This is a genomic window from Streptomyces sp. NPDC107581 (assembly GCF_055657175.1).
The window spans coordinates 1-23,457 of the sequence record NZ_JBVKBH010000013.1 but is presented as its reverse complement, the minus strand read 5'-3'; the positions used below and the strand labels follow the sequence as shown (position 1 = coordinate 23,457).

Below are 23,457 nucleotides of genomic sequence, written 5' to 3'. Positions count from 1 at the left end.
CTGCTCCTGTGTGTGTCAGACCTTCGGCTGCTGCTGGGTGATGCAGTGGATGCCACCACCACCGGAGAAGATCGTACGGGCGTCCACCAGTGTCACCGTCCGCTCCGGGAAGAGACGGCGGAAGATCCCGGCCGCGATCTCGTCGCGCGGGTCGTCGAAACCGCACAGGACGACGCCGTCGTTGCAGAGGTAGTGGTTGATGTAGGAGTAGTCGGCCCAGTGGCCGTCGGCCTCCAGGGCGGTCGGGGCGGGCACCTCGACGACCTCCAGGCTGCGGCCGCGGGCGTCGGTCGCCGACTTCAGCAGGCCGATGACCTCCTTGGTGACCTCGTGGTCGGGGTGGGCCGGGTCCGGCTGGTGGTGGGCGACGACCACGCCGGGGCGGGCGAAGGCGGCGACGATGTCGACATGGCCGAGGGTGCCGAAGCCGTAGGGCGGGTAGTCGCCGGTCAGGCCGCGCGGCAGCCAGATCGCCTTGCTGGTGCCGAGGTGGGCGTGGATCTCGGCCTCGACCTCCGCGCGCGACCAGTGCGGATTGCGCTCAGGGCCCAGCTGGACCGTCTCCGTCAGCAGCACGGTGCCCTCGCCGTCGACGTGGATCGCACCGCCCTCGTTGACCAGCTTCGAGGCGTACGTCTTCGCGCCCGCGAGGTCGGAGACATACGCGGCGATCTTGGAGTCGTGCTCCCAGCGGGCCCAGTCCTGGGCGCCCCAGCCGTTGAACGTCCAGTCCACGGCGGCCAGTCCGCCCTTGCCGTCGGTGAGGAAGGTGGGGCCGATGTCACGCATCCAGGCGTCGTCGAGTTCCCGCTCGACGGTGTCGATGTCCGGGCCGAGCAGCGCCTGTGCCTCCATGGCCTGACCGGGGCCGCACACGACGGTCACGGGCTCGAAACGGCGGACGGCACGGGCCACGGACGCCCAGGCCGTGCGGGAGGCGGCCAGGTCCTCGGGGTCCTCGAAGGTGGGGTTGGAGCCCGGCCAGGCCATCCAGGTGCGCTCGTGCGGGGTCCACTCGGCGGGCATGCGGAAGCCGTCGGCAGCGGGAGTGGTCATGAGTCGGGTCCTTGTGTCCGGAGGGTCAGAGGAAGTAGAGGCGGTTGAGGGAGACGGATTCGGCGGGCTCGGAGCGCAGCGGGTCGCCGTCGAGGGTGACCAGCCCGGTGCGCTGGTCGACGTCGACCGCACCGACGCGGGCGTTCAGCCGCAGATCGGCCGGGCCGATTCCGCGGGTGCCGCGCACGGCGACCCTGCGGCGGCGGGTGGGCATCGTGTCGTTGCCCTGGTCGAGGGCCGCCTTGGCGACGAAGGCGACCGAGATGTCGGCGGCCGTGGCCCCGTACGAGCCGAACTGCGGTCCCAGTACGAGGGGTTCGCAGGTGTCGGTGGCCGCGTTGGGGTCGCCGGTCACGCCGTACGCGGGGAAGCCGGACTTGAGGACCAGTTGGGGCTTGGCGCCGAAGTACTCGGGGCGCCAGAGCACGATGTCGGCGAGCTTGCCGGTCTCGATCGAGCCGACCTCGTGGGCGAGGCCGTGGGCGATGGCGGGGTTGATGGTCAGCTTGGCCATGTAGCGCAGGACGCGGGCGTTGTCGTCGTGCGCGCCGTCGCCGTCCATGGGGCCCAGCTCGGCCTTCATCTTGCCGGCCATGGCGAAGGTGCGGCGCACGGTCTCGCCGGCGCGGCCCATGCCCTGGGCGTCGGAGGAGGTGATGCCGATCGCGCCCAGGTCGTGCAGCACGTCCTCGGCGCCCATCGTGCCGGCCCGGATGCGGTCGCGGGCCATGGCCGCGTCGCCGGGCAGGTCGGTCTTCAGGTCGTGGACGGAGACGATCATGCCGTAGTGCTCGGCGACCGCGTCCCGGCCGAAGGGCAGGGTGGGGTTGGTGGAGGAGCCGATGACGTTCGGGACCCCGGCCATCTTCAGCACGTTGGGCACGTGTCCGCCGCCGCAGCCCTCGATGTGGAAGGCGTGGATGGTCCGGCCCTCCAGCACCTTCAGGGTGTCCTCCACGGACAGGCACTCGTTCAGCCCGTCGCTGTGCAGGGCCACCTGGACGTCGTGCTCCTCGGCCACCCGCAGCGCCGTGTCCAGCGCGCGGGTGTGGGCGCCCATGTCCTCGTGGACCTTGAAGCCGCAGGCCCCGCCCTCGGCCAGGGCCTCGACGAGGGGTGCGTCGTGGGACGACGAACCCCGGCCCAGGAAGCCGATGTTGACCGGCCAGGCGTCGAAGGCGTTGAAGGCATGGCGCAGCGCCCAGGGCGAGTTGACGCCGACGCCCCACACCGGGCCGAACTCCTGTCCGATGACCGTGGTCACGCCGGAGGCGAGGGAGGCCTCCATGATGCGCGGCGACAGCAGGTGCACATGGGTGTCGACGGCACCGGCGGTGGCGATCAGCCCCTCGCCGGAGACGATGGAGGTGCCGGTGCCGACGACCACGTCGACCCCGTCGAGGGTGTCGGGGTTGCCGGCGCGCCCGACGGCGCAGATGCGGCCTTCCCGGATCCCGATGGACACCTTCCTGATCCCCTGCACCGCGTCGATCACGACGACGTTGCTGATCACCACGTCACAGGTGTCGCGGACGGCGGCGGCCTTCAGGTGCAGTCCGTCGCGGGCGGTCTTGCCGAAGCCGGCCAGGAACTCGTCGCCGGGCTTCTGGGAGTCCGACTCCACCCGGATCACCAGTCCGGAGTCGCCGAGCCGGACGCGGTCGCCGGCACGGGGGCCGTGCGTGGCCGCGTAGGCGTGCGGGTCGACGTGGATCGACTCATTGATCTCGCGCCCCTTGGAGCGGCTCATCGTTCTCCTCCTTCCGGTGTCACTCCCAGATATCCGCAGGCCGTGGCCCTGCGCAGTGCCTCTTCCCGTGCTCCGGGCGCGTCCAGCGGCCCGTCGACCAGGCCGGCGAAGCCGATCGCGATCCGGTCGCCGCCGATCGGGACCAGCCCGACCTCGGCGCTCTCCCCCGGCCCGAACCGGACCGAGGACCCGGCGGGCACGGCGAGCCGCATGCCGTAGGCCCGCTCCCGTGCGAAGTCCAGGCGCGGGTTGGCCTCGAAGAAGTGGAAGTGGGAGGTGACGGAGACCGGCACGGTCGCGGTGTTGGTGACCGTGAGCCGGTCGGCCGGCTCGGGGTCGGCGTGCGCCGGGGCCGGCAGCAGCGCGCCCGGGGCCTGCTCGCCCAGGCCGCCGCCGATGGGGTCGGAGACCACCGCGAGCCGGGAGCCGTCGTCGAAGACGGCCTCCACCATCACCTCGGTGACGACGTCGGCGACGCCCGGCAGCACGTCCTCGGGACCGAGGACCGACCGGGCCGCCTCGATGGCCTCCGCGAGCCGCCTGCCGTCCCGTGCGGCCTCGCAGACGGTGTCCGCGATCAGCGCGGTGGCCTCCGGCACATTGAGCCGGAGGCCGCGCGCCCGGCGGGTCCGGGCCAGCTCGGCGGCTCCGAAGAGCAGCAGCCGGTCACGTTCCGTGGGGGTGAGTCTCACGAGGCGGCACCTCCTTGCCTTCCACACTTTAGAGCATCACTCTAAACGCAGAATTCATGAAACTGAAGCATTGACCTGGGAACTGCGTTCACGTCACATTGAACGTCGCTCAAACAACGAAGGCGGCCGTCGAAGGAGACCAGCCATGCCGATAGAACAGCGCGGAGTCGACACCATCCCGGACGAGGAACGGACCAGCGGTCCACGGGACCTGGTCTCGATCCTGCTCGGGTCCAACCTCTGCCTCGGAGTGATCATCTTCGGCTGGCTGCCGCCGTCCTTCGGGCTCGGCTGGTGGGCGTCGGTGAGCGCGATCGTGGCGGGCACGGTGATCGGCACGCTGTTCACGGCCCCGCTGGCCCTGGTCTCGCTGCGCACCGCGACCAACCTGTCCACCTCCTCCGGCGCCCAGTTCGGCGTCCGCGGCAGGCTGGTCGGATCGGTCGTCGGTCTGCTGCTGGCCCTCGGCTACACCGCGCTGACGGTGTGGATCGGCGGTGACGTGATGGTGGGCGTCCTCGGCCGGCTGTTCGGGCTGCCCGCGGACGGGGCGTCGTACGCCGTCGTCTACGCGGTGCTCGCCGCGGCCACGGTCGCGGGCGCGGTCTACGGCTACCGGGTGCTGCTCGCCATGTCCCGGGTGCTGGCCGTCGGCATGACGGCCCTGCTGGCGCTCGGCGTCCTCGCCTACGGCCCGCACTTCACGACCGCGGCGCTGCCGGGAGCGGGCGGCTGTCTGCTGGGCTCCTTCTGGCCGACCTGGTTCCTGGCCGCGGTGGCGGCGGGTCTGTCCGGCCCCATCGCCTTCATCACCCTGCTCGGCGACTACACCCGCTACATCTCCCCCGCCCGCCACTCCAGCCGCCGTGTCCTGCACGCCACCTGGCTCGGCCTGATCCTGGGCCTGCTGGTGCCCCAGCTGTTCGGCACCTTCACGGCGTACGCGGCCCGCGCGGCCACCGACTACGCGGGCCCCCTGGTGTCCGCCTCACCCGTCTGGTACCTGGTCCCGCTGCTGCTGTCCGCCTCCGCCGGCTCGGTCGGCAACGCGGGTCTGATGCTCTACTCGATGGGCCTGGACCTGGACGCGATCCTGCCCCGCGCCTCCCGCGCCCGCGCCACCTACACGGTCGCCATCGTCGCCACCGCCTGCGTCTTCGTCGGCCACTACGCCTGGAACGCGCAGTCCGCGATGACGTCCTTCGTGCTGCTGCTCACCGCCATCGGCACTCCGTGGGCGGTCATCACCCTCATCGGCTTCGCCCGCTGTCGCGGGGTGTACGACGCCGACGCCCTGCAGGTCTTCAACCGCCGCTCGCGGGGCGGGATCTACTGGTACCGGGCCGGCTGGAACGTCCGGGCCGCCGTCTCCTGGGCGGCCGGCGCGGCGGTCGGACTGCTGGCGGTGTCCCTGCCGTCGTACGAGGGCCCCCTGCTGCACCTCACCGGCGGGGTGGACTGCAGCTTCCTGCTGTCGGGCGCGGTCGGCGGGCTGGTGTACCTGCTGCTGACGGCCGCTCCGGAAGGCGCACGGGCCGCCGTGGAACTCGACGACGAGTCCGCGGCGGCCCTGAGCATGTCCGGGAAGGGCTGAGCGCAAGCGCCCCGAGGGGACGCCGGCTGTTGTCGGTCTGCGGGTCCGCCGCATGGCCACGAGGGGCCACGGCGGACCCGCGGACGGCCCGGCGGACCCTCGGGGCACACTGCGACCGCGCGGTCAGCCGATCTTGTGCATCCAGCCGTGCCGGTCCTCGGCCGTGCCGCGCTGGACGTCGAGGAGGGCCTGGCGCAGGCGGAGGGTGAGCTCGCCGGGCTCTCCGCCGGACTGCTTCCACTCGGCGCCCGCGCGCTTGACCGTGCCGACCGGGGTGATCACGGCCGCGGTACCGCAGGCGAAGACCTCGGTGAGGGTGCCGTTCTCGGAGTCGCGCTGCCACTGCTCGGCGGAGACGCGGCCCTCCTCGGACTCGTAGCCGAGGTCGCGGGCGACGGCCAGCAGGGAGTCACGGGTGACGCCCTCCAGGATGGAGCCGGTCAGCGTCGGCGTGACGATCTTGTTCCCGTACACGAAGTACAGGTTCATGCCGCCGAGCTCCTCGACCCACCGGTGGTCGACCGCGTCGAGGTAGCAGACCTGGTCGCAGCCCTTGGCGGCCGCCTCGGCCTGGGCCAGCAGGGAGGCGGCGTAGTTGCCGCCGGTCTTCGCGTCGCCCATGCCGCCGGGGACGGCGCGGACCCGGTCCTCGGAGACCCAGATCGACACCGGCTTCACGCCGCCCGGGAAGTAGGCACCGGCCGGGGAGGCGATGACGATGAAGAGGTACTCGTTGGCCGGCTTGACGCCCAGGCCGACCTCGGTGGCGATCATGAACGGGCGCAGGTACAGGGACTCCTCGCCGCCGTGCGCGGGCACCCAGTCCCTGTCCTGCTGGACCAGCGCGTCACAGGCCTCGACGAACGTCTCGACCGGCAGTTCCGGCATGGCGAGACGGCGGGCGGAGCGCTGGAAGCGCTTGGCGTTCTGGTCCGGGCGGAACGTGGCCACCGAGCCGTCGGGCTGACGGTAGGCCTTCAGGCCCTCGAAGATCTCCTGGGCGTAGTGCAGGACGTTGGTGGCCGGGTCGAGGGGGATCGGCGCATACGGAACGAGCTGGCCGTCGTGCCAGCCGCGGCCCTCGGTCCACTTGATCGTCACCATGTGGTCCGTGAAGTGGCGGCCGAATCCGGGGCTGGCCAGGATCGCCTCGCGCTCCGCGGCTGCGAGCGGATGGGCGGAGGGCTTGAGCTCGATCGTGGGCGTCGTCATGAGTGGGCGTCCTTCACTTCCTGATATAGAGCGGAGCAGCTCCGGTCTTCCGGCCGGGGATCCGGGGGCCGTCCCCCGGGAGATGCAGCACCGGTTGTGGTGTCGGGCCGCGCTCACTCCCGCCTCGGCCATCCAGCCGGTGCTAGGACGTCCGAGCTTTCCCTCATTCCGCGGCTCCGCGTCCGATTATCGCGCGGGGCTGCGGCCGGAAGGAATCGGGGTGAAGGCGGCCCAGGGTCGATGGTGGCACCCGGCGGGGCACAGGAAAAGCCGCCGGGTGCGGATGCGACCCGGCGGCTGGTGGTGGCGCGGTGGGTCAGCCGGCTACTCGTACGGCGAGCGCGTCGCCGGTCTCCGAGGTGCTGCGGGCGGGCTTGCCGACGCGTTCGGTGAGGTCGGCGGCGACCGCCGCGTCGATCCGGTCCGCCTCGGCGTCGTAGCCGAGGTGGCGCAGCAGCAGGGCCACGGACAGCACGGTGGCCGTGGGGTCGGCCTTGCCCTGGCCGGCGATGTCCGGGGCCGAGCCGTGGACCGGCTCGAACATGGACGGGAACGCGCCGCTGGGGTTGATGTTGCCGGAGGCGGCCACGCCGATGCCGCCGGAGACGGCCGCGGCGAGGTCGGTGATGATGTCGCCGAAGAGGTTGTCGGTGACGATCACGTCGAAGCGCTGGGGCTGGGTCACCAGGTAGATGGTGGCCGCGTCGACGTGGATGTAGTCGGTCTCGACCTCGGGGTACTCCGCGCCGACCTTGGTGAAGACGTTCGTCCACAGGTGCCCGGCGAAGGTCAGCACGTTGTTCTTGTGGACCAGCGTGAGCTTCTTGCGGGGACGGGCCTGGGCACGCTCGAAGGCGTCGCGGACCACGCGCTCGACACCGAAGGCCGTGTTGACGGAGACCTCGGTGGCGACCTCGTGCTCGGTGCCCTTGCGGATGGTGCCGCCGTTGCCCGTGTAGGGACCCTCGGTGCCCTCGCGGACGACGACGAAGTCGATCTCCGGCTGGCCGGCCAGCGGGGTGGCGACACCGGGGAGCAGCTTGGACGGGCGCAGGTTGACGTGGTGGTCGAAGGCGAAGCGGAGCTTGAGCAGGAAGCCGCGCTCCAGGACGCCGGAGGGCACCGACGGGTCGCCGATCGCGCCGAGCAGGATGGCGTCGTGCTGCTTGAGGGCCGCGAGGTCGGCGTCGGTGAGGGTCTCACCGGTGGCGTGGTAGCGCTTGGCGCCGAAGTCGTACTCCTTGGTCTCCAGCTTCACATCCTGCGGCAGGACGGCGGAGAGGACCTTGAGACCCTCGGCCACGACCTCCTGGCCGATGCCGTCACCGGGGATCACTGCGAGATTGATGCTGCGAGACATGTCGGCACCCTACTCCTCGTCCCAGGGGATGACATGCCCTGTCCGTCATACGGACACCCGGATGGGTCGTCGGCGTCATCCTGTCGGCTGCCGTTCACCCCTGTGTGGCACGGGTGTTGGCGCCCCGTGGAAAGTTCCGGGGCATGGAGACCCCCGACGTCGGCATCCCCCGCCCGCTCGCGGAGCGGATGAGCATGGCCGAGCAGTACGAGTACCTGCACGCCCGGCTGGTCCGCCGCCGCACCCTGGTGACGGCGGGCGCGGTGGCGGGCGGCCTGCTGACCGGCTGTTCCGGGGGCTCGGGTGCGGCGGGACACCCGGCCCCGGCCGCCTCGCGGGTGTCCGGCTCGGTGGTCCGGCCCTTCGGCCGCCATCTGGCCTTCGGCGCCGACCCGAAGACACAGATGCGCATCTCCTGGCAGGTGCCGTTCGCGGTGAAGCGGCCGTACGTGCGCGTCGGGCTGCGCCCCGACGACCTCGGCCGGCGCGTCGAGGCCGAGGTGCGCCATCTGCACACGCCCGCGGCGCAGGGGGTGCGGCCGGCGGTCGAGCAGTACTACGTGCACGCGGCCCTGGACGGACTCGAGCCCGGTACGGCGTACTACTACGGTGTGGGCCACGACGGCTGGGACCCGGCCGCCCCCGCCCACCGGTCCGCGATCACCTCCTTCCGCACCGCGCCCGCGGGCCCGGAGCGCTTCGTCTTCACGGCCTTCGGCGACCAGGGCGTGGGACAGGCGGCGAACGCCAACGACCACCTCGTGCAGCGCCAGAACCCCGCCCTCCACCTGCACGCGGGCGACATCTGCTACGCGGACGTCAACGGCACCGGGCAGACCTCGGACGGCTACGACCCCACCTACTGGGACCTGTTCCTGAAGCAGAACGAGCCGGTGGCCCGCTCCGTGCCGTGGATGGTGACGACCGGCAACCACGACATGGAGGCCTGGTACTCGCCCGACGGCTACGGCGGCCAGCTGGCCCGCTTCTCCCTGCCCGAGACCGGCTTCGACCCCCGGGGCACGCCCGGCGCCTACGCCTTCACCTACGGCAACGTCGGCTTCGTGGCACTGGACGCCAACGACGTGTCGTACGAGATCCCCGCCAACTTCGGGCGCAGCGGCGGCCGGCAGACCAAGTGGCTGGACGCCAGGCTGGGCGAGCTGCGCACGACGCCGGGCGTGGACTTCCTGGTCGTCTTCTTCCACCACTGTGCGTACTCCACCTCGCAGCACGCCTCCGACGGCGGGGTACGGGCCGAGTGGCTTCCGCTGTTCGCCAGGCACCGGGTGGACCTGGTGATCAACGGGCACAACCACGTCTACGAGCGCACGGACGCGATCAGAGACGGGGAGGTCGGCCGGGCGGTTCCGGTCGGCGGTTCCACGGACCCCGCGCGCGACGGGATCGTCTACGTCACCGCGGGCGGCGGCGGCCGGGACCTGTACTCCTTCCCCGCGGGCGTCAAGGACAGCTACGAGGGGCACGTCACCGGGCACGACGCGGTGGAGACCTTCCACTGGACCAGGGACAGGGAGCGGGCGCCGGAGACGGCCCCGTGGTCGCGGGTGCGGTACACCGGCTTCTCGCTCCTCGCGGTGGAGGCACGGCCGGGGCCGTCCCCACGGCTCACGGTGTCGGCGCTCGCCCAGGACGGGCGGCGGATCGACCACTTCGAGGTGCGGCGCGGCGGGTGAGACCGCGCCGCACCCCATCGGGTCCCCCCGCCCGGGCGAGGCCGAGCGTGGGGGCGGGTGCGGCTCCCGGATCGATGGCCGACCGGCGGTTCAGTGGCCGGTCTCGCCGCCGTTGTCGCGGCGGTCGAGGGCGCGCTGGAGGGCGGCGGCGGCGTTCTTGCGGTCGGACTCGCTCGTGCGGGTCACGTGGCGGACGCGGCGGCGGACGGTCGTCTCGGCCATGGGAATCGGCTCCTTCGGCAGAACGGAGTACGACAAGAGGGGTTTCGAGACGCCGGAGGGGCGGGGAGCGAGTCCGCAGGGGTTGCCTGCACGCGGCTCGGCTCACGACCGCCATTCGCTGGATCGAGCGAGACGTTCGGCTCCTACAAAACTAAGCGAGCCGGCCGCGTCTGTCTGCACGATTACTCGGACTTCCTACTATCTGAGACGGCGACCCCGATCACACCGCCGTGACCTGCACTCTTCCCGCACGGGGGTGGAGGGAGCGCAGCTTCCGGACGAGCGTCCGCCGTACGACTTCGCCGTACCGCACCTGCGCAGCGGGGCGCTGGTGCCGGACGGGACGGTGACGGACGGTTTCGAGCTGATCGTGGAGGCGTTCCTGCTGATGCTGCGGGGCGGCAACACGGGCAGGACGCTGATCCGCAAGGCGTGACGCACCGGCCCCGACGCACCGCTTCCGACGCACCGCTTCCAACGCACCGGCTCCCACGCACCGCTTCCGACACACCGGGCCCGGCGTACCGCTTCCGGCACACCGGCCCCGACGCACCGGGCCGGCGTGCCGTCAGGCGACGTCCCCGTCACGCCAGTCGAAGACGAGGTCATGGGCCGGGTCCGGGGTTCCGGCGAGCACGGGGCGGATGTACACATCCCCCTCCTCGTCCGGCAGACGGACGATCCCGTGCGGCGAGAGGGCGCTCAGGAATTGGAAACGGGCCGGGAAGCCTGCTCGTGAGTCAGGCTTCCCGGCCCGTCGCTCGAGGGAAAGGGCCGGTCAGCCCATGTGCGGGTACGTGTAGTCGGTCGGCGGGACCAGCGTCTCCTTGATGGCGCGGGTCAGGGTCCAGCGCAGCAGGTTCTGCGGCGCGCCGGCCTTGTCGTTGGTGCCGGAGGCGCGGCCGCCGCCGAAGGGCTGCTGGCCGACGACGGCGCCGGTCGACTTGTCGTTGATGTAGAAGTTGCCCGCCGCGTAGCGGAGCTTCTCCATCGTGTACGCCGCCGCGGCGCGGTCGTTGGAGATGACGGCACCGGTCAGGGCGTAGTCGGAGACCGACTCCATCTGCTCCAGCATCTCGTCGTACTTGTCGTCCTCGTAGACGTACACACCGAGGACCGGGCCGAAGTACTCCGTGCGGAAGACCTCGTTCTCCGGGTCGGTGGACTCGATGACCGTCGGGCGGACGAAGTAGCCGACCGAGTCGTCGTAGGAGCCGCCCGCGACGATCGTGCAGGTCGGGTCCTCCTTGGCGCGGTCGATGGCGGCCTTGTTCTTGGCGAAGGCACGGTCGTCGATCACGGCGCCGATGAAGTTCGACAGGTCGGTGACGTCACCCATGGTCAGGTAGTCGACCTCGGCCGCGAACTCCTCCTTGAAGCCGGAGTTCCAGATGGAGGCCGGGATGTAGGCGCGGGACGTCGCCGAGCACTTCTGCCCCTGGTACTCGAAGGCACCGCGGGTCAGGGCGGTCTTCAGGACGGCGCGGTCGGCGCTCGGGTGGGCGACCAGGAAGTCCTTGCCGCCGGTCTCGCCGACCAGACGCGGGTAGGAGCGGTACTTCTCGATGTTGTTGCCGACCGTCTTCCACAGGTACTGGAAGGTCTTGGTCGAACCGGTGAAGTGGATGCCGGCCAGGTCCCGGTGGGCCAGGACGACGTTGGAGACCTCGATGCCGTCACCGGTGACGAGGTTGATGACGCCCTTGGGCAGGCCCGCCTCCTCCAGCAGCTGCATGAGGAGGACGGCCGCGTGGGTCTGGGTGGGGGACGGCTTCCAGACCACCACGTTGCCCATCAGGGCGGGCGCGGTGGGCAGGTTCGCCGCGATCGCCGAGAAGTTGAACGGGGTGATCGCGTAGACGAAGCCCTCCAGCGGGCGGTGGTCCATCCGGTTCCACACGCCCGGCGAGTTGGCCGGGGGCTGCTCGGCCAGGATCTGGCGGGCGTAGTGGACGTTGAAGCGCCAGAAGTCGACCAGCTCGCAGGGGCTGTCGATCTCCGCCTGCTGGGCGGTCTTGGACTGGCCGAGCATGGTGGAGGCGGCGATGGTCTCGCGCCACGGGCCGGCCAGCAGCTCGGCGGCGCGCAGGATGATCGCGGCGCGGTCGTCGAAGGACATGGCGCGCCAGGCGGGCGCGGCGGCCAGGGCCGCGTCCACGGCGTCCTGGGCGTCCTGCTCGGTGGCGTTGCGCAGGGTGCCGATGACGGACTTGTGGTTGTGCGGCTGGACCACCTGCATGGTCTCGCCGCCGCCCATCCGCTTCTCGCCGCCGATGGTCATCGGCAGGTCGACCGGGTTCTCGGCCAGCTCCTTGAGCTTGACCTCCAGGCGGGCGCGCTCGGGCGAGCCGGGGGCGTAGCCGTGCACCGGCTCGTTGACGGGGGTGGGGACCTGGGTCACAGCGTCCATGAGATCCTTGACTCCTTGTACGTGAGCGGGTGTTTCGGGCTCAGCCCTTGCTGACCATGCTGCGCAGGAAGAAGCGCAGGTTCGCCGGCTTCTCGGCCAGACGGCGCATGAAGTAGCCGTACCAGTCGGTGCCGTAGGCGGTGTAGACGCGCATGCGGTGGCCCTCGGCGGCCAGCCGCAGGTGCTCCTCGCCGCGGATGCCGTAGAGCATCTGGAACTCGTACTCGTCCAGTTTGCGCCCGGCCTGGTGGGCCAGCTCCTGGGCGATGGCTATCAGACGCGGGTCGTGGGACCCGATCATCGGGTAGCCCTCGCCCTCCATCAGCGTCTTCAGGATGCGCACGTAGGCCTTGTCGATCTCGTGCTTCTGCTGGTACGCGACCTCCGCGGGCTCCTTGTAGGCGCCCTTGACCAGGCGCACACGGCTGCCGGCGGCGGCGAGACGGCGGGCGTCGGCCTCGGTGCGGAAGAGGTAGGCCTGGATGACACAGCCGGTCTGCGGGAAGTCCTTCCGCAGCTCCTCGTGGATCGCGAACATCGAGTCGAGGGTGGTGTGGTCCTCGGCATCGAGGGTGACGGTCGTGCCGATGGCGGCGGCGGCCTCGACGACCGGCCGGACGTTGGCGAGCGCCAGCTCGTGGCCGCCGTCCAGAGCCTGCCCGAACATGGACAGCTTGACGGACATCTCGACCTTCTCGCCCAGCTCCAGCAGCCTGAGGTGGTCGATCAGCTCCAGGTAGGCGTCCCGGGCGGCGCCGGCCTGCTCGGGGGTGGTGATGTCCTCGCCGACGACGTCCATCGTCAGCTCCAGGCCCTTGTCCGTCAGGTCCCTGATGATCGGGACGATGTCGGCAACGGCCTCACCGGGGATGAAGCGGTCCACGACCTGCTTGGTCACCGGGGCCGCCGAGATCAGACGGCGCATCCGGTCGCTGCGCGACGCGGCAAGAATCACGGGACCCAGCACGGGGCACCTCCACAACAAAAGCACCAGAGACGGCCGACAGCCCACGATTCGGGTACGGCACGGAGAACCACCGTGAAACCTATGGATCTCTCCGATCGTCGGCCATCGACAGCTGTCACGCATCCGTGCCCTGGATCTCAGACAGATGTATGAAGGCGTCACGGAAATGCGGGAGAATGCCCGGATGGCGGCCGATACTCCATCCTTCAAAAGCGCGGGTGACTACCAGGAGCTGGTGGACGAGATCTCGGAGCTGCTGGGCGCGCCGGCGACCCTGGAGAACCGGGACTTCGAGCTGATCGCCTTCGGTGCGTACGACAGTGAGGGCGATCTGGATCCCTCGGCGCTGGACCCGGTGCGCACCCGCTCGATCCTGACCCGGCGCTCCACGACGGCGGTGCGCACCTGGTTCGAGGGCTTCGGCATCACCCGCGCGACCGGACCGGTGCGGATCCCGCCGACGCCCGAGGCCGGGGTCTACCGCGGCCGCATCTGCCTGCCGGTCCGCCATCGGGGCGTCGTCCTCGGCTATGTCTGGCTGCTGGACGACGATCCCGGTCCGACGGATGCCCAGCTGGCCGCCGCCATGCAGGTGACGGCCCGGATCGGGGCGCTGCTCGCCGACGAGGCGCAGGCGGGCGCGGGTCTGAGCCGGGAGCTGCGGGCGGTGCTGACCGGGGAGCGCGGCTGGCAGCAGGACATGGCGGTGGCCGAACTCCGCACGGCCCTGGGCCCGCGCGCGGCCGCGCCCCACACGCTGGTCTGTGTCGCCCCCTGGCCCACGGCCGACCCCGAAGAGGCCCCGTCCGCGCGCGCGGTGCCGCACGCCACGGCGCTGTGCACGGTTCCGTGGGGGGCCACCGCCCAGAGCCTCGCGGTGCTGGTGCGGCTGCGCTCGACGGACGTGGGGGCGCCCGCGCTCACCGTGGCCGCACGGCTGCTGAAGGAGGCGGAGGGGGCGCGGGGCGGCGGGCGCACGTCCGGCGGCAGACCGGGGACCGGCGGGGCCGGTGCCGGGTTCGCGGCCGGTGTCGGTGAACCGCGGTCCGGGCTGGCCGAGCTGGGGGCCGTCTGGCAGGAGGCGTCCGCCGCCGCGCGCGCCGCGCTGGCCGAGCCGCGGCTCGGGCCCGTCGCCGAGTGGCGGGGCATCGGTCCGTACCGGCTGCTGACCGCGCTGGCGCCGGAGTCCGCCCAGGATCCGGTGGTGGGGCCGCTCCTGTCCCCCGCCCACCAGGAGCTGGCCCGCACCGCCGAGGTCTACCTCGACTGCGCGGGCCAGGCCGGCCGCACGGCTGCCGAACTGGGCATCCACCGCCAGACCCTCTACTACCGCCTCTCCCGCGTGGAGCAGCTGACGGGCCTCGACCTGGACGACGGCGAGGACCGGCTGCTGCTGCACATGGCGCTGAAACGGGCACGCCTCTAGCCGGCGCCGCAGCGGGCACGCCTCCAGCCGGCCGGAGCGGGCACGCCTCTGGTCGCAGCGGGCGCGGGTCCGGTCGGCCCGTCTCCGCGGTGTGGCACGTCTACGCGGTGCGGCACGTCTACGCGGTGCGGGTCCGCCCGTCGAGCAGGTCGGCCACCGCCGCGATGCCCTGGGCGACCGAGCGTTCGGGCACATCGCCGAATCCGAGGACCAGACGGGGCGGCTCCGCGGCGGACGAGTCCGCGCGGCAGTCACTCATGCCGTAGAGACCCACGCGCCGGGCCCGCGCGGCGGCGATCACCGTCTCCTCGTCGACCCCGCAGGGCAGGTGGGCCACCGCATGGAAGCCCGCCTCCAGCCCGGTCAGCCGGACCGCCGGGGCGTGCGCGGCGAGGGCGGCGCGCAGGGCCTTGCGGCGAGCCGCGTACAGGGTGCGCATGCGGCGCAGATGGCGGTCGTAGCGGCCGGACTCGATGAGCAGCGCGAGGCTCAGCTGGTCGAGGGTGGGGGTGCCGCGGTCGGCGATCCGCTTCAGCTCGGTGAGCGGTGCGGTGAACGCGGGCGGGCACAGCAGCCAGCCGATGCGCAGGGCCGGCGCGAGGGACTTGCTGACCGTGCCGATCGAGATCACCCGGTCGGCCGCGAGGCCCTGGAGGGCCCCGACCGGCTCCCTGTCGTAGCGGAACTCGGCGTCGTAGTCGTCCTCGATGACGTACGCGTCGCGCCGCCGCGCCCAGGCGAGGAGCGCACGGCGGCGTTCCGGTGCGAGGACGACCCCGGTCGGCCACTGGTGGGCGGGGGTGACGATCACCGCGCGCGCTCCGGTCGCGTCCAGGGCCTGTACGTCGATGCCGTGCGCGTCGACGGGGACCGGGACCGGGGTCAGGCCGGCCGCCAGCACGGAGGCCGTCGCGGTGGCGGGGCTGCCGGGGTCCTCATGGGCGACGGCGCGGACACCGGTGCGGGCGAGGGCCTGGAGCGCGAGGCCGAGGCCCTGGGCGTAGCCGGAGCAGACGAGGGTGTGGCCGGGGTCGGCCGCCGCCGCGCGGACGCGGCGCAGATAGCCGGCGACGACCGTGCGCAGGGCCGGACTGCCGCACGGGTCGCCGTAGTCGAGGTCGGCCGTCGGCATACGGCGGGCCGCCTCCCTGACCGCCCACAGCCAGTCGGCGCGCGGGAAGGAGGCCAGGTCGGGGACTCCGTGCCGGAAGTCGGCGATGAGGCGCGGGAGTTCGGCCGCCGGTGCGGGGGCGGCGGACACGGAGGGCTGCGCGCAGGGTGCCACCCGGGTGGCCGAGCCGACGCGGGTGACCAGGTACCCCTCGGCCTGCAGTTGGGCGTAGCAGTCCTGGACGAGGCCGCGGGACAGGCCCAGGGCGCGGGCGAGTTCACGGGAGGAGGGCAGGCGTTCGTCCACCCGCAGCCGCCCGCTACGGATCGCGTCGCGCAACTGCCGTTCCAGCTGCGCCCGCAGCTGTTCGCCGCTGCTCCGGTCGACGGTCAGCAGCAACTCGGGGGACAGACCGGCCCACTGCACAGGCATGGAATTGGAGCTTACCGGGGGGCCGGCCGCCACCTAGCGTCGAGCGCATGACGACTTCCGCGAACCCTCGTGCCGGGGGCGGGACTTCGCCCGCCCGGCCACCCCTGCTGACCCCTCCCCTGCTGCTGCGGTTCGTGAGCATGACCGGCTCCTCGGTGAGTTTCTTTCTGCTGCTGTCGGCGGTGCCCACGCACGCCGGCCGCGGCGGGGCCGGTCCCGCCACCGGCGCGCTGATGCTGTCCACGGTCTGCGGCGAGCTGGCCGGACCCTGGATCGTCGCCCGGTACGGCAGCCGGGGACCGCTCATGGCCGGGCTGTTCCTGCTCGGCGCGCCCGCGCTGGCGCTGCCCGCCGCCGACGGCGCGGCCTGGACCGTGGCGGTCTGCCTGGTGCGCGGGCTGGGGTTCGCGCTCACGCTGGTGGCGGGCGGCGCGCTGACCGCCGCGCTGATCCCGGCGGAGCGCCGGGGTGAGGGACTCGCCGTCGTCGGCCTGGTCGGGGGCGTCCCCTCGTTCGTCGCCCTGCCGCTGGGCGTGTGGCTGGCCGGGCACGTCGGGTACGGGCCGGTCAGCGTGGCCGCGGCCGTGGCGGCCCTGGCGACGATCCCCTCGGTGCCCGCGCTGCGGGAGGGCTCGCCGCGGGAGCGGAAGGAGCCGGGCGCCGCGCCGAAGGCCCTCGGCATGACGGGGGCGGTGCGCCACGCCGGGCTGCGGCGGCCGGCGGTGGTCTTCGCCGCCACCGCGCTCGCCGCCGGGATCGTGGTCACGTTCCTGCCGCTGGCCGTCGCGGGCGCGTCGGCCGGTACGGCGACGGCGGCGCTGCTGGTGCAGAACGCCACCTCGACCGCGGCCCGCTGGGTGGCGGGGCGCTACGGCGACCGGCGCGGCTCCGCGCGGCTGGTCGCCCCGGGCCTGCTCCTGTCGGCCGCCGGGACATCGGTCCTGGCGGCGACCTCCAGTCCGGTCGCCGTACTGACGGGTGCGGCGGTCTTCGGGTGCGGCTTCGGCGTCACCCAGAACGCGACCCTCGCCGTCATGTACGGCCGCGCCTCCCGCCCCTCCTACGGCACGGTCACCGCGCTGTGGAACCTCGCCTACGACGGGGGCATGGGCCTGGGTGCCGCGGTCTTCGGCCTCCTCGCGGGGCACACGGGGTACCCGTGGGCGTTCGCGCTGACGGCGGCGCTGATGCTGGGCGCGCTGGCCCCGGCGGTGCGGGACGGGCGCCGTGCGGCAGAGCCGGCAGACGCCCCGTGACGCCGCCCGGGGTCAGCCCTTTGCGGCTGCCCCGATCATCCGCCGCAGTCCCTCCGTGAGCTGTTCCGCGCTGGTCGCCGAGTCCGGGTCGAAGAGCCACTGGACCATGAGGCCGTTGAGGAGGGTCTGGTAGAAGCGGCCCTCGGTGTCGGCGGTCTCCTCGTCGATGTCGGCCTCCGGGACGCCGCTGAACAGGGAGGCGAGTCCCGAGCGGCCCTCGTCCTGCGCCTCGGCCAGCAGCTTGCGCACCTCGGGAACCCGGTCGCCCTGGAAGATGAGCTCGAAGCTCAGCAGCCAGATCGCCCGCGACTCGGGGACGGCGCGGATGATGCTCGCCCACACCTCCTGGAATCGCTCCAGCGTCCCCGGAGGCTGCGTCACCTGCCCGCCCAGACCGGGATCGAAGCTCTCGCTCACGCCCTCGATCAGGGAGATGTAGGCCTGCACCAGCAGCGCGTCCTTCGACCCGTAGTGGTAGCCGATCGACGCCAGGTTGGTGCCCGACTCCTTGACGATGTCCCGCGCGGTCGTGCGCGCGAAACCCTTCTCCAGCAGGCAGCGCCTGGCGCCTTCCAGCAGATCCTCGCGGTGTCCCATGCGGACCACCCTACCGTCGTTCCATACAACCGTCCTAGACGGCCGTCCTATACAACCGACTTACACAATCGTTCTAGACAAGCGTTTAAGACGCCCGTACAGTCATCGGCATGACGAACCCGACAAGCACCAACTCCCCTGCCGGGCGCGCCGGTCGCCGCGAGTGGACCGCGCTGTGCGTGCTGATGCTGCCGCTGCTGCTGGTCTCGATGGACGTCTCGGTCCTCTACTTCGCCGTCCCGGCGATCAGCGCCGACCTGGAGCCGAGCGGCACCCAGCAGCTGTGGATCTTCGACATCTACGCCTTCGTCCTGGCCGGGCTGCTGATGACGATGGGCTCGCTGGGCGACCGCATCGGCCGGCGCCGGCTGCTGCTGGCCGGCGCCGCCGCCTTCGGCGCCGCGTCCCTGGTGGCGGCCTACGCGGACAGCGCCGAGACCCTGATCGCGGCCCGCGCGGTCCTCGGCATCGGCGGGGCGACCCTGATGCCGTCGACGATGGCCCTGGTCCGCACGATGTTCACCGACCCCGGGCAGCGGGCCAAGGCGGTCGGCATCTGGTCCGGCGTGATGACGGGCGGCATCGCCCTCGGCTCGGTGCTGAGCGGTGTCCTGGTCCAGTACTTCTGGTGGGGCTCGGTCTTCCTGGTCAACCTGCCCGCGATGGTGCTGCTGCTGATCCTCGGCCCGGTCCTGCTGCCCGAGTCGAAGAACCCGGAGCCCGGCCGATTCGACCTGCTGAGCGTGCCGCTGTCGATGGCGGCCGTGCTCCCCGTGATCTACGGCCTCAAGGAGATCCCGTCCGAGGGCTGGCACCCGCAGTACGTCGTCTCGGTCACCGTCGGCCTGCTCTTCGCGGCCCTGTTCGTGCACCGCCAGCGCACGGCGGCCTCGCCGATGATCTCGCCGTCCCTCTTCCGCGGCCGTGGCTTCGCCCCCGCCATCGTCCTGAACCTCGTCTCCACGCTGGCGATGATGGGCTCGGCGTTCTTCACCACGCAGTACCTGCAGTCGGTGCTCGGAAAGAGCGCGATGGAGGCGGCCCTGTGGGCGCTGCTGCCGTCGGTGCCGATCGGGATGGCCGCCCCGGTGGCGACGGCCCTGGTCCAGAAGGGCGTGAACCGCGCCTACGTGGTCACCGCGGGCTTCGTCATCGGCGCGGCGGGCTACGGCATGCTGGCCCTGGTCGGCACGGACTCCCTCTGGACCGTCCTCGTGGCGTGCGGTGTGCTGTCCTCCGGCATCGTCATGGTGATCTCGCAGATGGCGGACCTGGCCCTGAGTTCCACCCCGGTGGAGACGGCGGGCGCCGCCTCCTCGCTGCTGGAGACGGGCTCCGAGTTCGGCGGCGCGCTGGGCATGGCGGTCCTCGGCTCCATCGGTACGGCGATCTACCGCCACGAGATGCCGGCTTCGGCCCCGGCCGCGGCCCACGAGACCCTGGGCGGCGCGCTGGCCGTCGCCGGACAGCTGCCCGGGCGTGCGGGAGAGACCCTCGCGACCGCGGCACGGCAGGCGTTCACCGACGGGATGCACGGCGCGGCCCTCGCGGGGACGGCGATCCTCGTCCTCGCCGCGGTCGCGGCGGCGAGGACCCTGCACCGGATCCAGGTGCGCGAGACGCCTGCGGCACAGGCCGTCACAACGCCGGAGGAGGCTGCGGTCTGAGCCTCCTCCCCACGACGGAAAAGCACCGGGCGGGCTGAGAAACCTCAGCCCGCCCGGCTTTTGACACCACTTCCGCTCCTGCGACCCACCCGATACCCGAGACCGGGGTCCAGCCCTTCGGCCCAGCCGAGTGGGAGGACGGGGCCAGCCTTTCGGCCCACCCGAGTCGGAGGACGGGCCCAGCCCTTCGGCCCACCCGAGTCGGAGGACGGGCCCAGCCTTTCGGCCTGCCCGACGCCCGAGGACGGGGTTCCGCCCCTCGGTTCAGCCCTTCAGCCCACCCGAGTCGGGTGGGTGGGCGGTGGGGGTCTGGGGGCGGAGCCCTCAGGACGCCGCCCTCAGACCAGGTTCACCGAACGGGCCGACGTCGCCCCGATCTCGTCGCCGACCTCACCCAGCACACCGGGGGCAACCGTGTCGTCCACGGTCAGCACGGCCAGCGCCTCCCCGCCCGCCGCCGCGCGAGCGACCTGCATGCCGGCGATGTTGATGCCCGCCTCGCCGAGGATGCGGCCGACGGTGCCGACGACACCCGGCCGGTCCTCGTAGCGCAGCACGAGCATGTGCTCGGCGAGCGCGAGGTCGACGTCGTAGTCGCCGACCGCCACGATCTTCTGGACGTTCTTCGGACCGGCCAGCGTGCCGGAGACCGACACCTCCTCGCCGCCCGAGAGCGTGCCGCGCACGGTCACCACGTTGCGGTGGTCGGCGGACTCGGAGCTGGTGGTCAGGCGCACCTCGACGCCCCGCTCCTGCGCGAACAGCGGCGCGTTGACGTACGACACCGTCTCGTCGACGACGTCCTCGAAGACACCCTTGAGCGCAGACAGCTCCAGCACCTTCACATCGTGCTGGGTGATCTCGCCGTAGACCTCGACGTCCAGGCGGACGGCCACCTCGCCGGCGAGCGCCGTGAAGATGCGGCCCAGGCGTTCGGCGAGCGGCAGACCGGGCTTGACGTCCTCGGCGATGACACCGCCCTGGACGTTCACCGCGTCCGGCACCAGCTCGCCGGCGAGCGCGAGGCGCACCGACCTGGCGACGGCGATACCCGCCTTCTCCTGCGCCTCGTCCGTGGAGGCGCCGAGGTGCGGGGTGCAGACGACCTGGTCCAGCTCGAACAGCGGGGAGTCCGTGCAGGGCTCCTTGGCGTACACGTCGAGTCCGGCGCCGGCGACCCGGCCCTCCTTCAGCGCCGCGTACAGCGCCGCCTCGTCCACGATGCCGCCGCGGGCCGCGTTGACGATGCGCACGCTGGGCTTGACCTTGCGCAGCGCCTCGTCGCCGATCAGGCCGAGGGTCTCGGGGGTCTTGGGCAGGTGGACGGTGATGAAGTCGGAGACCTCGAGCAGCTCGTCCAGGGACAGCACCTTGACGCCCATCTGCGCGGCCCGCGCGGGCTGCACGTAGGGGTCGTAGGCGACGACCTTCATGCCGAAGGCGGACATGCGCTGCGCGACGAGGGCACCGATGCGGCCCAGGCCCACGACGCCCAGCGTCTTCTCGGCCAGCTCGACGCCCGTGTACTTGCTCCGCTTCCACTCGCCGTTCTTCAGCGCGGCGTTGGCCTGCGGGATGTTGCGGGCGGTGGAGACGAGCAGGCCGCAGGCCAGCTCGGCGGCCGTGACGATGTTGGAGGTCGGGGCGTTGACGACCATCACGCCGGCCTTGGTGGCGGCGGAGACGTCGACGTTGTCCAGGCCGACGCCGGCTCGCGCGACGACCTTGAGGTTCTTGGCGGCGGCGATGGCCTCCGCGTCGACCTTGGTGGCGGAACGGATCAGGATCGCGTCGACCTCGGCGATGGCGGGGAGCAGTTCGGCGCGGTCCGCTCCGTTGCAGTGCCGGATCTCGAAGTCGGGCCCGAGCGCGTCGACGGTGGCGGGCGACAGCTCTTCAGCGATGAGTACCGTGGCTTTTCGACTGGGGTACGAGCTCACGTGAGTCCTCACAAGTCCAATGCGGACGGCCGTCCCGACGGCCGCTGGCGGTGGAGGGGTGCTAGCCGCGTGGAAGACGCACGACGCTGTGGGCCTGACGCGTATGTTGGGCAGCAGTCTAGTGGCGCCGCAGTCGTCGTTTTGCGCCGCTGCGGAAGTATCACCCGTCCGGGGCTGGACGGGTTGGACAACGCCTGCGGGTCGTCCTCGGCCCGGCGCCGCCCTGGTTCGCCGATCGTTGGGAAAGGGGGCCGGAGCAGCTTGCCCCGACCCCCTGACATGAGGCTTACGCCTCCTCGTTCACCCAGCTCATCAGCTTGCGCAGCTGCTTGCCGGTGGTCTCCAGCAGGTGCTCGGAGTCCTGCTGCTTGTACTCGTTGTACTTCTTCAGACCGCCGTGGTACTCGTCCATCCAGGTCCGGGCGAAGGTGCCGTCCTGGATCTCGGTGAGGACCTGCTTCATCTCGGCCTTGGTGGCGTCGGTGATGATGCGCGGACCGGTGACGTAGTCGCCCCACTCGGCGGTCTCGGAGACCGACCAGCGCATCTTCTCCAGGCCGCCCTCGTACATGAGGTCGACGATCAGCTTCAGCTCGTGCAGGCACTCGAAGTAGGCGATCTCCGGCTGGTAGCCGGCCTCGACCAGGGTCTCGAAGCCGGCCTTGACCAGGGCGGAGGCACCGCCGCACAGCACGGCCTGCTCACCGAACAGGTCGGTCTCGGTCTCCTCGGTGAAGGTCGTCCTGATGACGCCGGCACGGGTGCCGCCGATGGCCTTGGCGTACGACAGGGCCAGCGGGAAGGCGCCTGCGGTGGCGTCCTGCTCGACGGCGGCGATCGCCGGGACGCCACGGCCCTCTTCGTACTGGCGGCGCACCAGGTGGCCGGGGCCCTTGGGGGCGACCAGGGCGACGTCGACGCCGGCCGGGGGCTTGATGAAGCCGAAGCGGATGTTGAAGCCGTGGGCGAAGAACAGCGCGTCGCCGTCCTTCAGGTTCGGGGCGATCGACTCCTCGTAGACCTGGGCCTGGATCGGGTCCGGGATGAGGATCATGATGACGTCGGCCTCGGCGGCGGCCTCGGCCGGGCTCACCACGCGCAGGCCCTGCTCCTCGGCCTTGGCCTTGGACCTGGAGCCCTCGTGCAGACCGACGCGGACGTCGACACCCGAGTCGCGCAGCGACAGGGCGTGGGCGTGGCCCTGGCTGCCGTATCCGATGACCGCGACCTTGCGGCCCTGGATGATCGACAGGTCGGCGTCGGCGTCGTAGAACAGCTCGGCCACTTTGGGTTCTCTCCTTGGTGTGCAGGTTGTGCGTCCCACCGTATGCCGGTGAGGGGGCGGGAAGTTTCGGGGTCTCGGCATACGGGCGGAGGGACCGCCCGTATTCAGCCTTACGCGTTCAGCCTTACGCGGATCGGTCGAGCGCGCGCAGCGAGCGGTCGGTGATCGAGCGGGCGCCGCGGCCGATGGCGATCGTGCCGGACTGGACCAGCTCCTTGATGCCGAACGGCTCCAGCATCTTGAGCATGGCGGACAGCTTGTCGCCGGATCCGGTGGCCTCGATGGTGACGGCCTCCGGGGAGACGTCGACGGTCTTGGCGCGGAACAGCTGGACGATCTCCACGATCTGGGAGCGGGTCTCGTTGTCGGCGCGCACCTTCACCAGGACGAGTTCGCGCTGGACGGCCTGGCCGGGCTCCAGCTCGACGATCTTCAGCACGTTGACGAGCTTGTTGAGCTGCTTGGTGACCTGCTCCAGTGGCAGGTCCTCGACGCCCACCACGATGGTGATGCGGGAGATGTCGGGGTGCTCGGTGACGCCGACCGCGAGCGAGTCGATGTTGAAGCCGCGGCGGGAGAACAGGGCGGCGATCCGGGCGAGGATGCCCGGTGTGTTCTCCACCAGGACGGAGAGCGTGTGCTTGGACATGGTGTTCTGCTCTTCCTTGCCAGTCGTCGTCAGTCGTCGTCGTTGTCGCCGAAGTCGGGGCGGACGTCCCGGGCGGCCAGGATCTCGTCGTTGGAGGTGCCGGCGGCGACCATCGGCCACACCATCGCGTCCTC

The 23,457-nt window shown here is 71.7% G+C and carries 18 protein-coding genes and 1 pseudogene; 6 read left to right on the top strand and 13 right to left on the bottom strand.

Annotated elements, in window-relative coordinates:
• Positions 1 to 15: 15 nt before the first annotated feature.
• The 3 genes from ACZ7P3_RS29310 to ureA are packed head-to-tail and all read right to left on the bottom strand — an operon-like array spanning position 16 to position 3,498.
• Positions 16 to 1,056: an agmatine deiminase family protein gene (locus ACZ7P3_RS29310; RefSeq protein WP_472086210.1), complete on the bottom strand. Its 1,041-nt coding sequence runs from the start codon at positions 1,054 to 1,056 to the stop codon at positions 16 to 18.
• Positions 1,057 to 1,081: 25 nt separating this feature from the next.
• The gene (locus ACZ7P3_RS29305) at positions 1,082 to 2,806 is read right to left on the bottom strand and encodes an urease subunit alpha (RefSeq protein WP_472086209.1); all 1,725 of its coding nucleotides are present in this window, start codon (positions 2,804 to 2,806) and stop codon (positions 1,082 to 1,084) included.
• Complete coding sequence (ureA, locus tag ACZ7P3_RS29300) at positions 2,803 to 3,498, bottom strand: urease subunit gamma (protein WP_472086208.1); 696 nt, start codon at positions 3,496 to 3,498, stop codon at positions 2,803 to 2,805. The genes ACZ7P3_RS29305 and ureA overlap by 4 nt, the downstream gene beginning before the upstream one ends.
• A gap of 145 nt (positions 3,499 to 3,643) precedes the next feature.
• On the opposite strand from ureA, the gene ACZ7P3_RS29295 reads away from it, so the two are divergent.
• Complete coding sequence (locus ACZ7P3_RS29295; RefSeq protein ID WP_472086207.1) at positions 3,644 to 5,092, top strand: cytosine permease; 1,449 nt, start codon at positions 3,644 to 3,646, stop codon at positions 5,090 to 5,092.
• A gap of 123 nt (positions 5,093 to 5,215) precedes the next feature.
• Here the strand turns inward: ACZ7P3_RS29295 and ACZ7P3_RS29290 are convergent, their stop codons facing one another.
• Both ACZ7P3_RS29290 and ACZ7P3_RS29285 read right to left on the bottom strand, forming a co-directional pair.
• Entirely contained in the window at positions 5,216 to 6,304 is a 1,089-nt protein-coding gene (locus tag ACZ7P3_RS29290) for a branched-chain amino acid aminotransferase (RefSeq protein ID WP_472086205.1), read from the bottom strand.
• 316 nt (positions 6,305 to 6,620) lie between these two features.
• Positions 6,621 to 7,664 carry a 3-isopropylmalate dehydrogenase gene (locus ACZ7P3_RS29285; RefSeq protein ID WP_472086203.1) on the bottom strand — a complete coding sequence of 348 codons (1,044 nt, stop codon included), beginning with the start codon at positions 7,662 to 7,664 and terminating at the stop codon, positions 6,621 to 6,623.
• Positions 7,665 to 7,807: 143 nt separating this feature from the next.
• On the opposite strand from ACZ7P3_RS29285, the gene ACZ7P3_RS29280 reads away from it, so the two are divergent.
• Positions 7,808 to 9,361: a purple acid phosphatase family protein gene (locus tag ACZ7P3_RS29280; RefSeq protein ID WP_472086201.1), complete on the top strand. Its 1,554-nt coding sequence runs from the start codon at positions 7,808 to 7,810 to the stop codon at positions 9,359 to 9,361.
• 90 nt (positions 9,362 to 9,451) lie between these two features.
• On the opposite strand, the gene ACZ7P3_RS29275 is transcribed toward ACZ7P3_RS29280, so the two are convergent.
• Positions 9,452 to 9,583, bottom strand: a complete 132-nt coding sequence (locus ACZ7P3_RS29275; RefSeq protein WP_153545374.1) for a hypothetical protein — start codon at positions 9,581 to 9,583, stop codon at positions 9,452 to 9,454.
• A gap of 292 nt (positions 9,584 to 9,875) precedes the next feature.
• On the opposite strand from ACZ7P3_RS29275, the pseudogene ACZ7P3_RS29270 reads away from it, so the two are divergent.
• Positions 9,876 to 10,019 (top strand): annotated as a pseudogene (locus ACZ7P3_RS29270) (NADP-dependent oxidoreductase); the annotation flags it as partial.
• Between the two features lie 342 nt (positions 10,020 to 10,361).
• On the opposite strand, the gene pruA reads toward ACZ7P3_RS29270, so the two are convergent.
• Positions 10,362 to 11,993, bottom strand: a complete 1,632-nt coding sequence (gene pruA, locus ACZ7P3_RS29265; RefSeq protein ID WP_472086200.1) for an L-glutamate gamma-semialdehyde dehydrogenase — start codon at positions 11,991 to 11,993, stop codon at positions 10,362 to 10,364.
• A gap of 40 nt (positions 11,994 to 12,033) precedes the next feature.
• Positions 12,034 to 12,960 carry a proline dehydrogenase family protein gene (locus tag ACZ7P3_RS29260; RefSeq protein WP_472086198.1) on the bottom strand — a complete coding sequence of 309 codons (927 nt, stop codon included), beginning with the start codon at positions 12,958 to 12,960 and terminating at the stop codon, positions 12,034 to 12,036.
• A gap of 184 nt (positions 12,961 to 13,144) precedes the next feature.
• Here ACZ7P3_RS29260 and ACZ7P3_RS29255 point away from each other — a divergent pair, with 184 nt between their 5' ends.
• Entirely contained in the window at positions 13,145 to 14,386 is a 1,242-nt protein-coding gene (locus ACZ7P3_RS29255; protein WP_472086197.1) for a PucR family transcriptional regulator, read from the top strand.
• 118 nt (positions 14,387 to 14,504) lie between these two features.
• Here the strand turns inward: ACZ7P3_RS29255 and pdxR are convergent, their stop codons facing one another.
• Complete coding sequence (gene pdxR / locus ACZ7P3_RS29250) at positions 14,505 to 15,929, bottom strand: MocR-like pyridoxine biosynthesis transcription factor PdxR (protein WP_472086196.1); 1,425 nt, start codon at positions 15,927 to 15,929, stop codon at positions 14,505 to 14,507.
• Between the two features lie 47 nt (positions 15,930 to 15,976).
• Between pdxR and ACZ7P3_RS29245 the strand changes: the two genes are divergently transcribed.
• Entirely contained in the window at positions 15,977 to 17,185 is a 1,209-nt protein-coding gene (locus ACZ7P3_RS29245; RefSeq protein ID WP_472086195.1) for an MFS transporter, read from the top strand.
• 12 nt (positions 17,186 to 17,197) lie between these two features.
• On the opposite strand, the gene ACZ7P3_RS29240 is transcribed toward ACZ7P3_RS29245, so the two are convergent.
• The gene (locus tag ACZ7P3_RS29240; protein WP_472086193.1) at positions 17,198 to 17,782 is read right to left on the bottom strand and encodes a TetR/AcrR family transcriptional regulator; all 585 of its coding nucleotides are present in this window, start codon (positions 17,780 to 17,782) and stop codon (positions 17,198 to 17,200) included.
• Positions 17,783 to 17,892: 110 nt separating this feature from the next.
• Between ACZ7P3_RS29240 and ACZ7P3_RS29235 the strand changes: the two genes are divergently transcribed.
• Positions 17,893 to 19,449: an MFS transporter gene (locus ACZ7P3_RS29235; protein WP_472086192.1), complete on the top strand. Its 1,557-nt coding sequence runs from the start codon at positions 17,893 to 17,895 to the stop codon at positions 19,447 to 19,449.
• Positions 19,450 to 19,787: 338 nt separating this feature from the next.
• Here ACZ7P3_RS29235 and serA read toward each other — a convergent pair whose 3' ends face one another.
• From serA to ilvN, 3 genes are all read right to left on the bottom strand, one after another.
• Complete coding sequence (gene serA / locus ACZ7P3_RS29230; RefSeq protein WP_472086191.1) at positions 19,788 to 21,389, bottom strand: phosphoglycerate dehydrogenase; 1,602 nt, start codon at positions 21,387 to 21,389, stop codon at positions 19,788 to 19,790.
• A 286-nt stretch (positions 21,390 to 21,675) separates the two neighbouring features.
• Positions 21,676 to 22,674, bottom strand: a complete 999-nt coding sequence (gene ilvC, locus ACZ7P3_RS29225; protein WP_472086190.1) for a ketol-acid reductoisomerase — start codon at positions 22,672 to 22,674, stop codon at positions 21,676 to 21,678.
• Between the two features lie 124 nt (positions 22,675 to 22,798).
• Positions 22,799 to 23,323 carry an acetolactate synthase small subunit gene (gene ilvN, locus ACZ7P3_RS29220; RefSeq protein WP_472086188.1) on the bottom strand — a complete coding sequence of 175 codons (525 nt, stop codon included), beginning with the start codon at positions 23,321 to 23,323 and terminating at the stop codon, positions 22,799 to 22,801.
• Positions 23,324 to 23,457 lie beyond the last annotated feature (134 nt).

Bases quoted from the DNA above. Each gene is read 5' to 3' on its own strand.
- ACZ7P3_RS29310 (WP_472086210.1), bottom strand. From the start codon at position 1,056: ATGACCACTCCCGCTGCCGACGGCTTCCGCATGCCCGCCGAGTGGACC.
- ACZ7P3_RS29305 (WP_472086209.1), bottom strand. From the start codon at position 2,806: ATGAGCCGCTCCAAGGGGCGCGAGATCAATGAGTCGATCCACGTCGAC.
- ACZ7P3_RS29295 (WP_472086207.1), top strand. From the start codon at position 3,644: ATGCCGATAGAACAGCGCGGAGTCGACACCATCCCGGACGAGGAACGG.
- ACZ7P3_RS29290 (WP_472086205.1), bottom strand. From the start codon at position 6,304: ATGACGACGCCCACGATCGAGCTCAAGCCCTCCGCCCATCCGCTCGCA.
- ACZ7P3_RS29285 (WP_472086203.1), bottom strand. From the start codon at position 7,664: ATGTCTCGCAGCATCAATCTCGCAGTGATCCCCGGTGACGGCATCGGC.
- ACZ7P3_RS29280 (WP_472086201.1), top strand. From the start codon at position 7,808: ATGGAGACCCCCGACGTCGGCATCCCCCGCCCGCTCGCGGAGCGGATG.
- ACZ7P3_RS29275 (WP_153545374.1), bottom strand. From the start codon at position 9,583: ATGGCCGAGACGACCGTCCGCCGCCGCGTCCGCCACGTGACCCGCACG.
- pruA (WP_472086200.1), bottom strand. From the start codon at position 11,993: ATGGACGCTGTGACCCAGGTCCCCACCCCCGTCAACGAGCCGGTGCAC.
- ACZ7P3_RS29255 (WP_472086197.1), top strand. From the start codon at position 13,145: ATGGCGGCCGATACTCCATCCTTCAAAAGCGCGGGTGACTACCAGGAG.
- pdxR (WP_472086196.1), bottom strand. From the start codon at position 15,929: ATGCCTGTGCAGTGGGCCGGTCTGTCCCCCGAGTTGCTGCTGACCGTC.
- ACZ7P3_RS29245 (WP_472086195.1), top strand. From the start codon at position 15,977: ATGACGACTTCCGCGAACCCTCGTGCCGGGGGCGGGACTTCGCCCGCC.
- ACZ7P3_RS29240 (WP_472086193.1), bottom strand. From the start codon at position 17,782: ATGGGACACCGCGAGGATCTGCTGGAAGGCGCCAGGCGCTGCCTGCTG.
- ACZ7P3_RS29235 (WP_472086192.1), top strand. From the start codon at position 17,893: ATGACGAACCCGACAAGCACCAACTCCCCTGCCGGGCGCGCCGGTCGC.
- ilvN (WP_472086188.1), bottom strand. From the start codon at position 23,323: ATGTCCAAGCACACGCTCTCCGTCCTGGTGGAGAACACACCGGGCATC.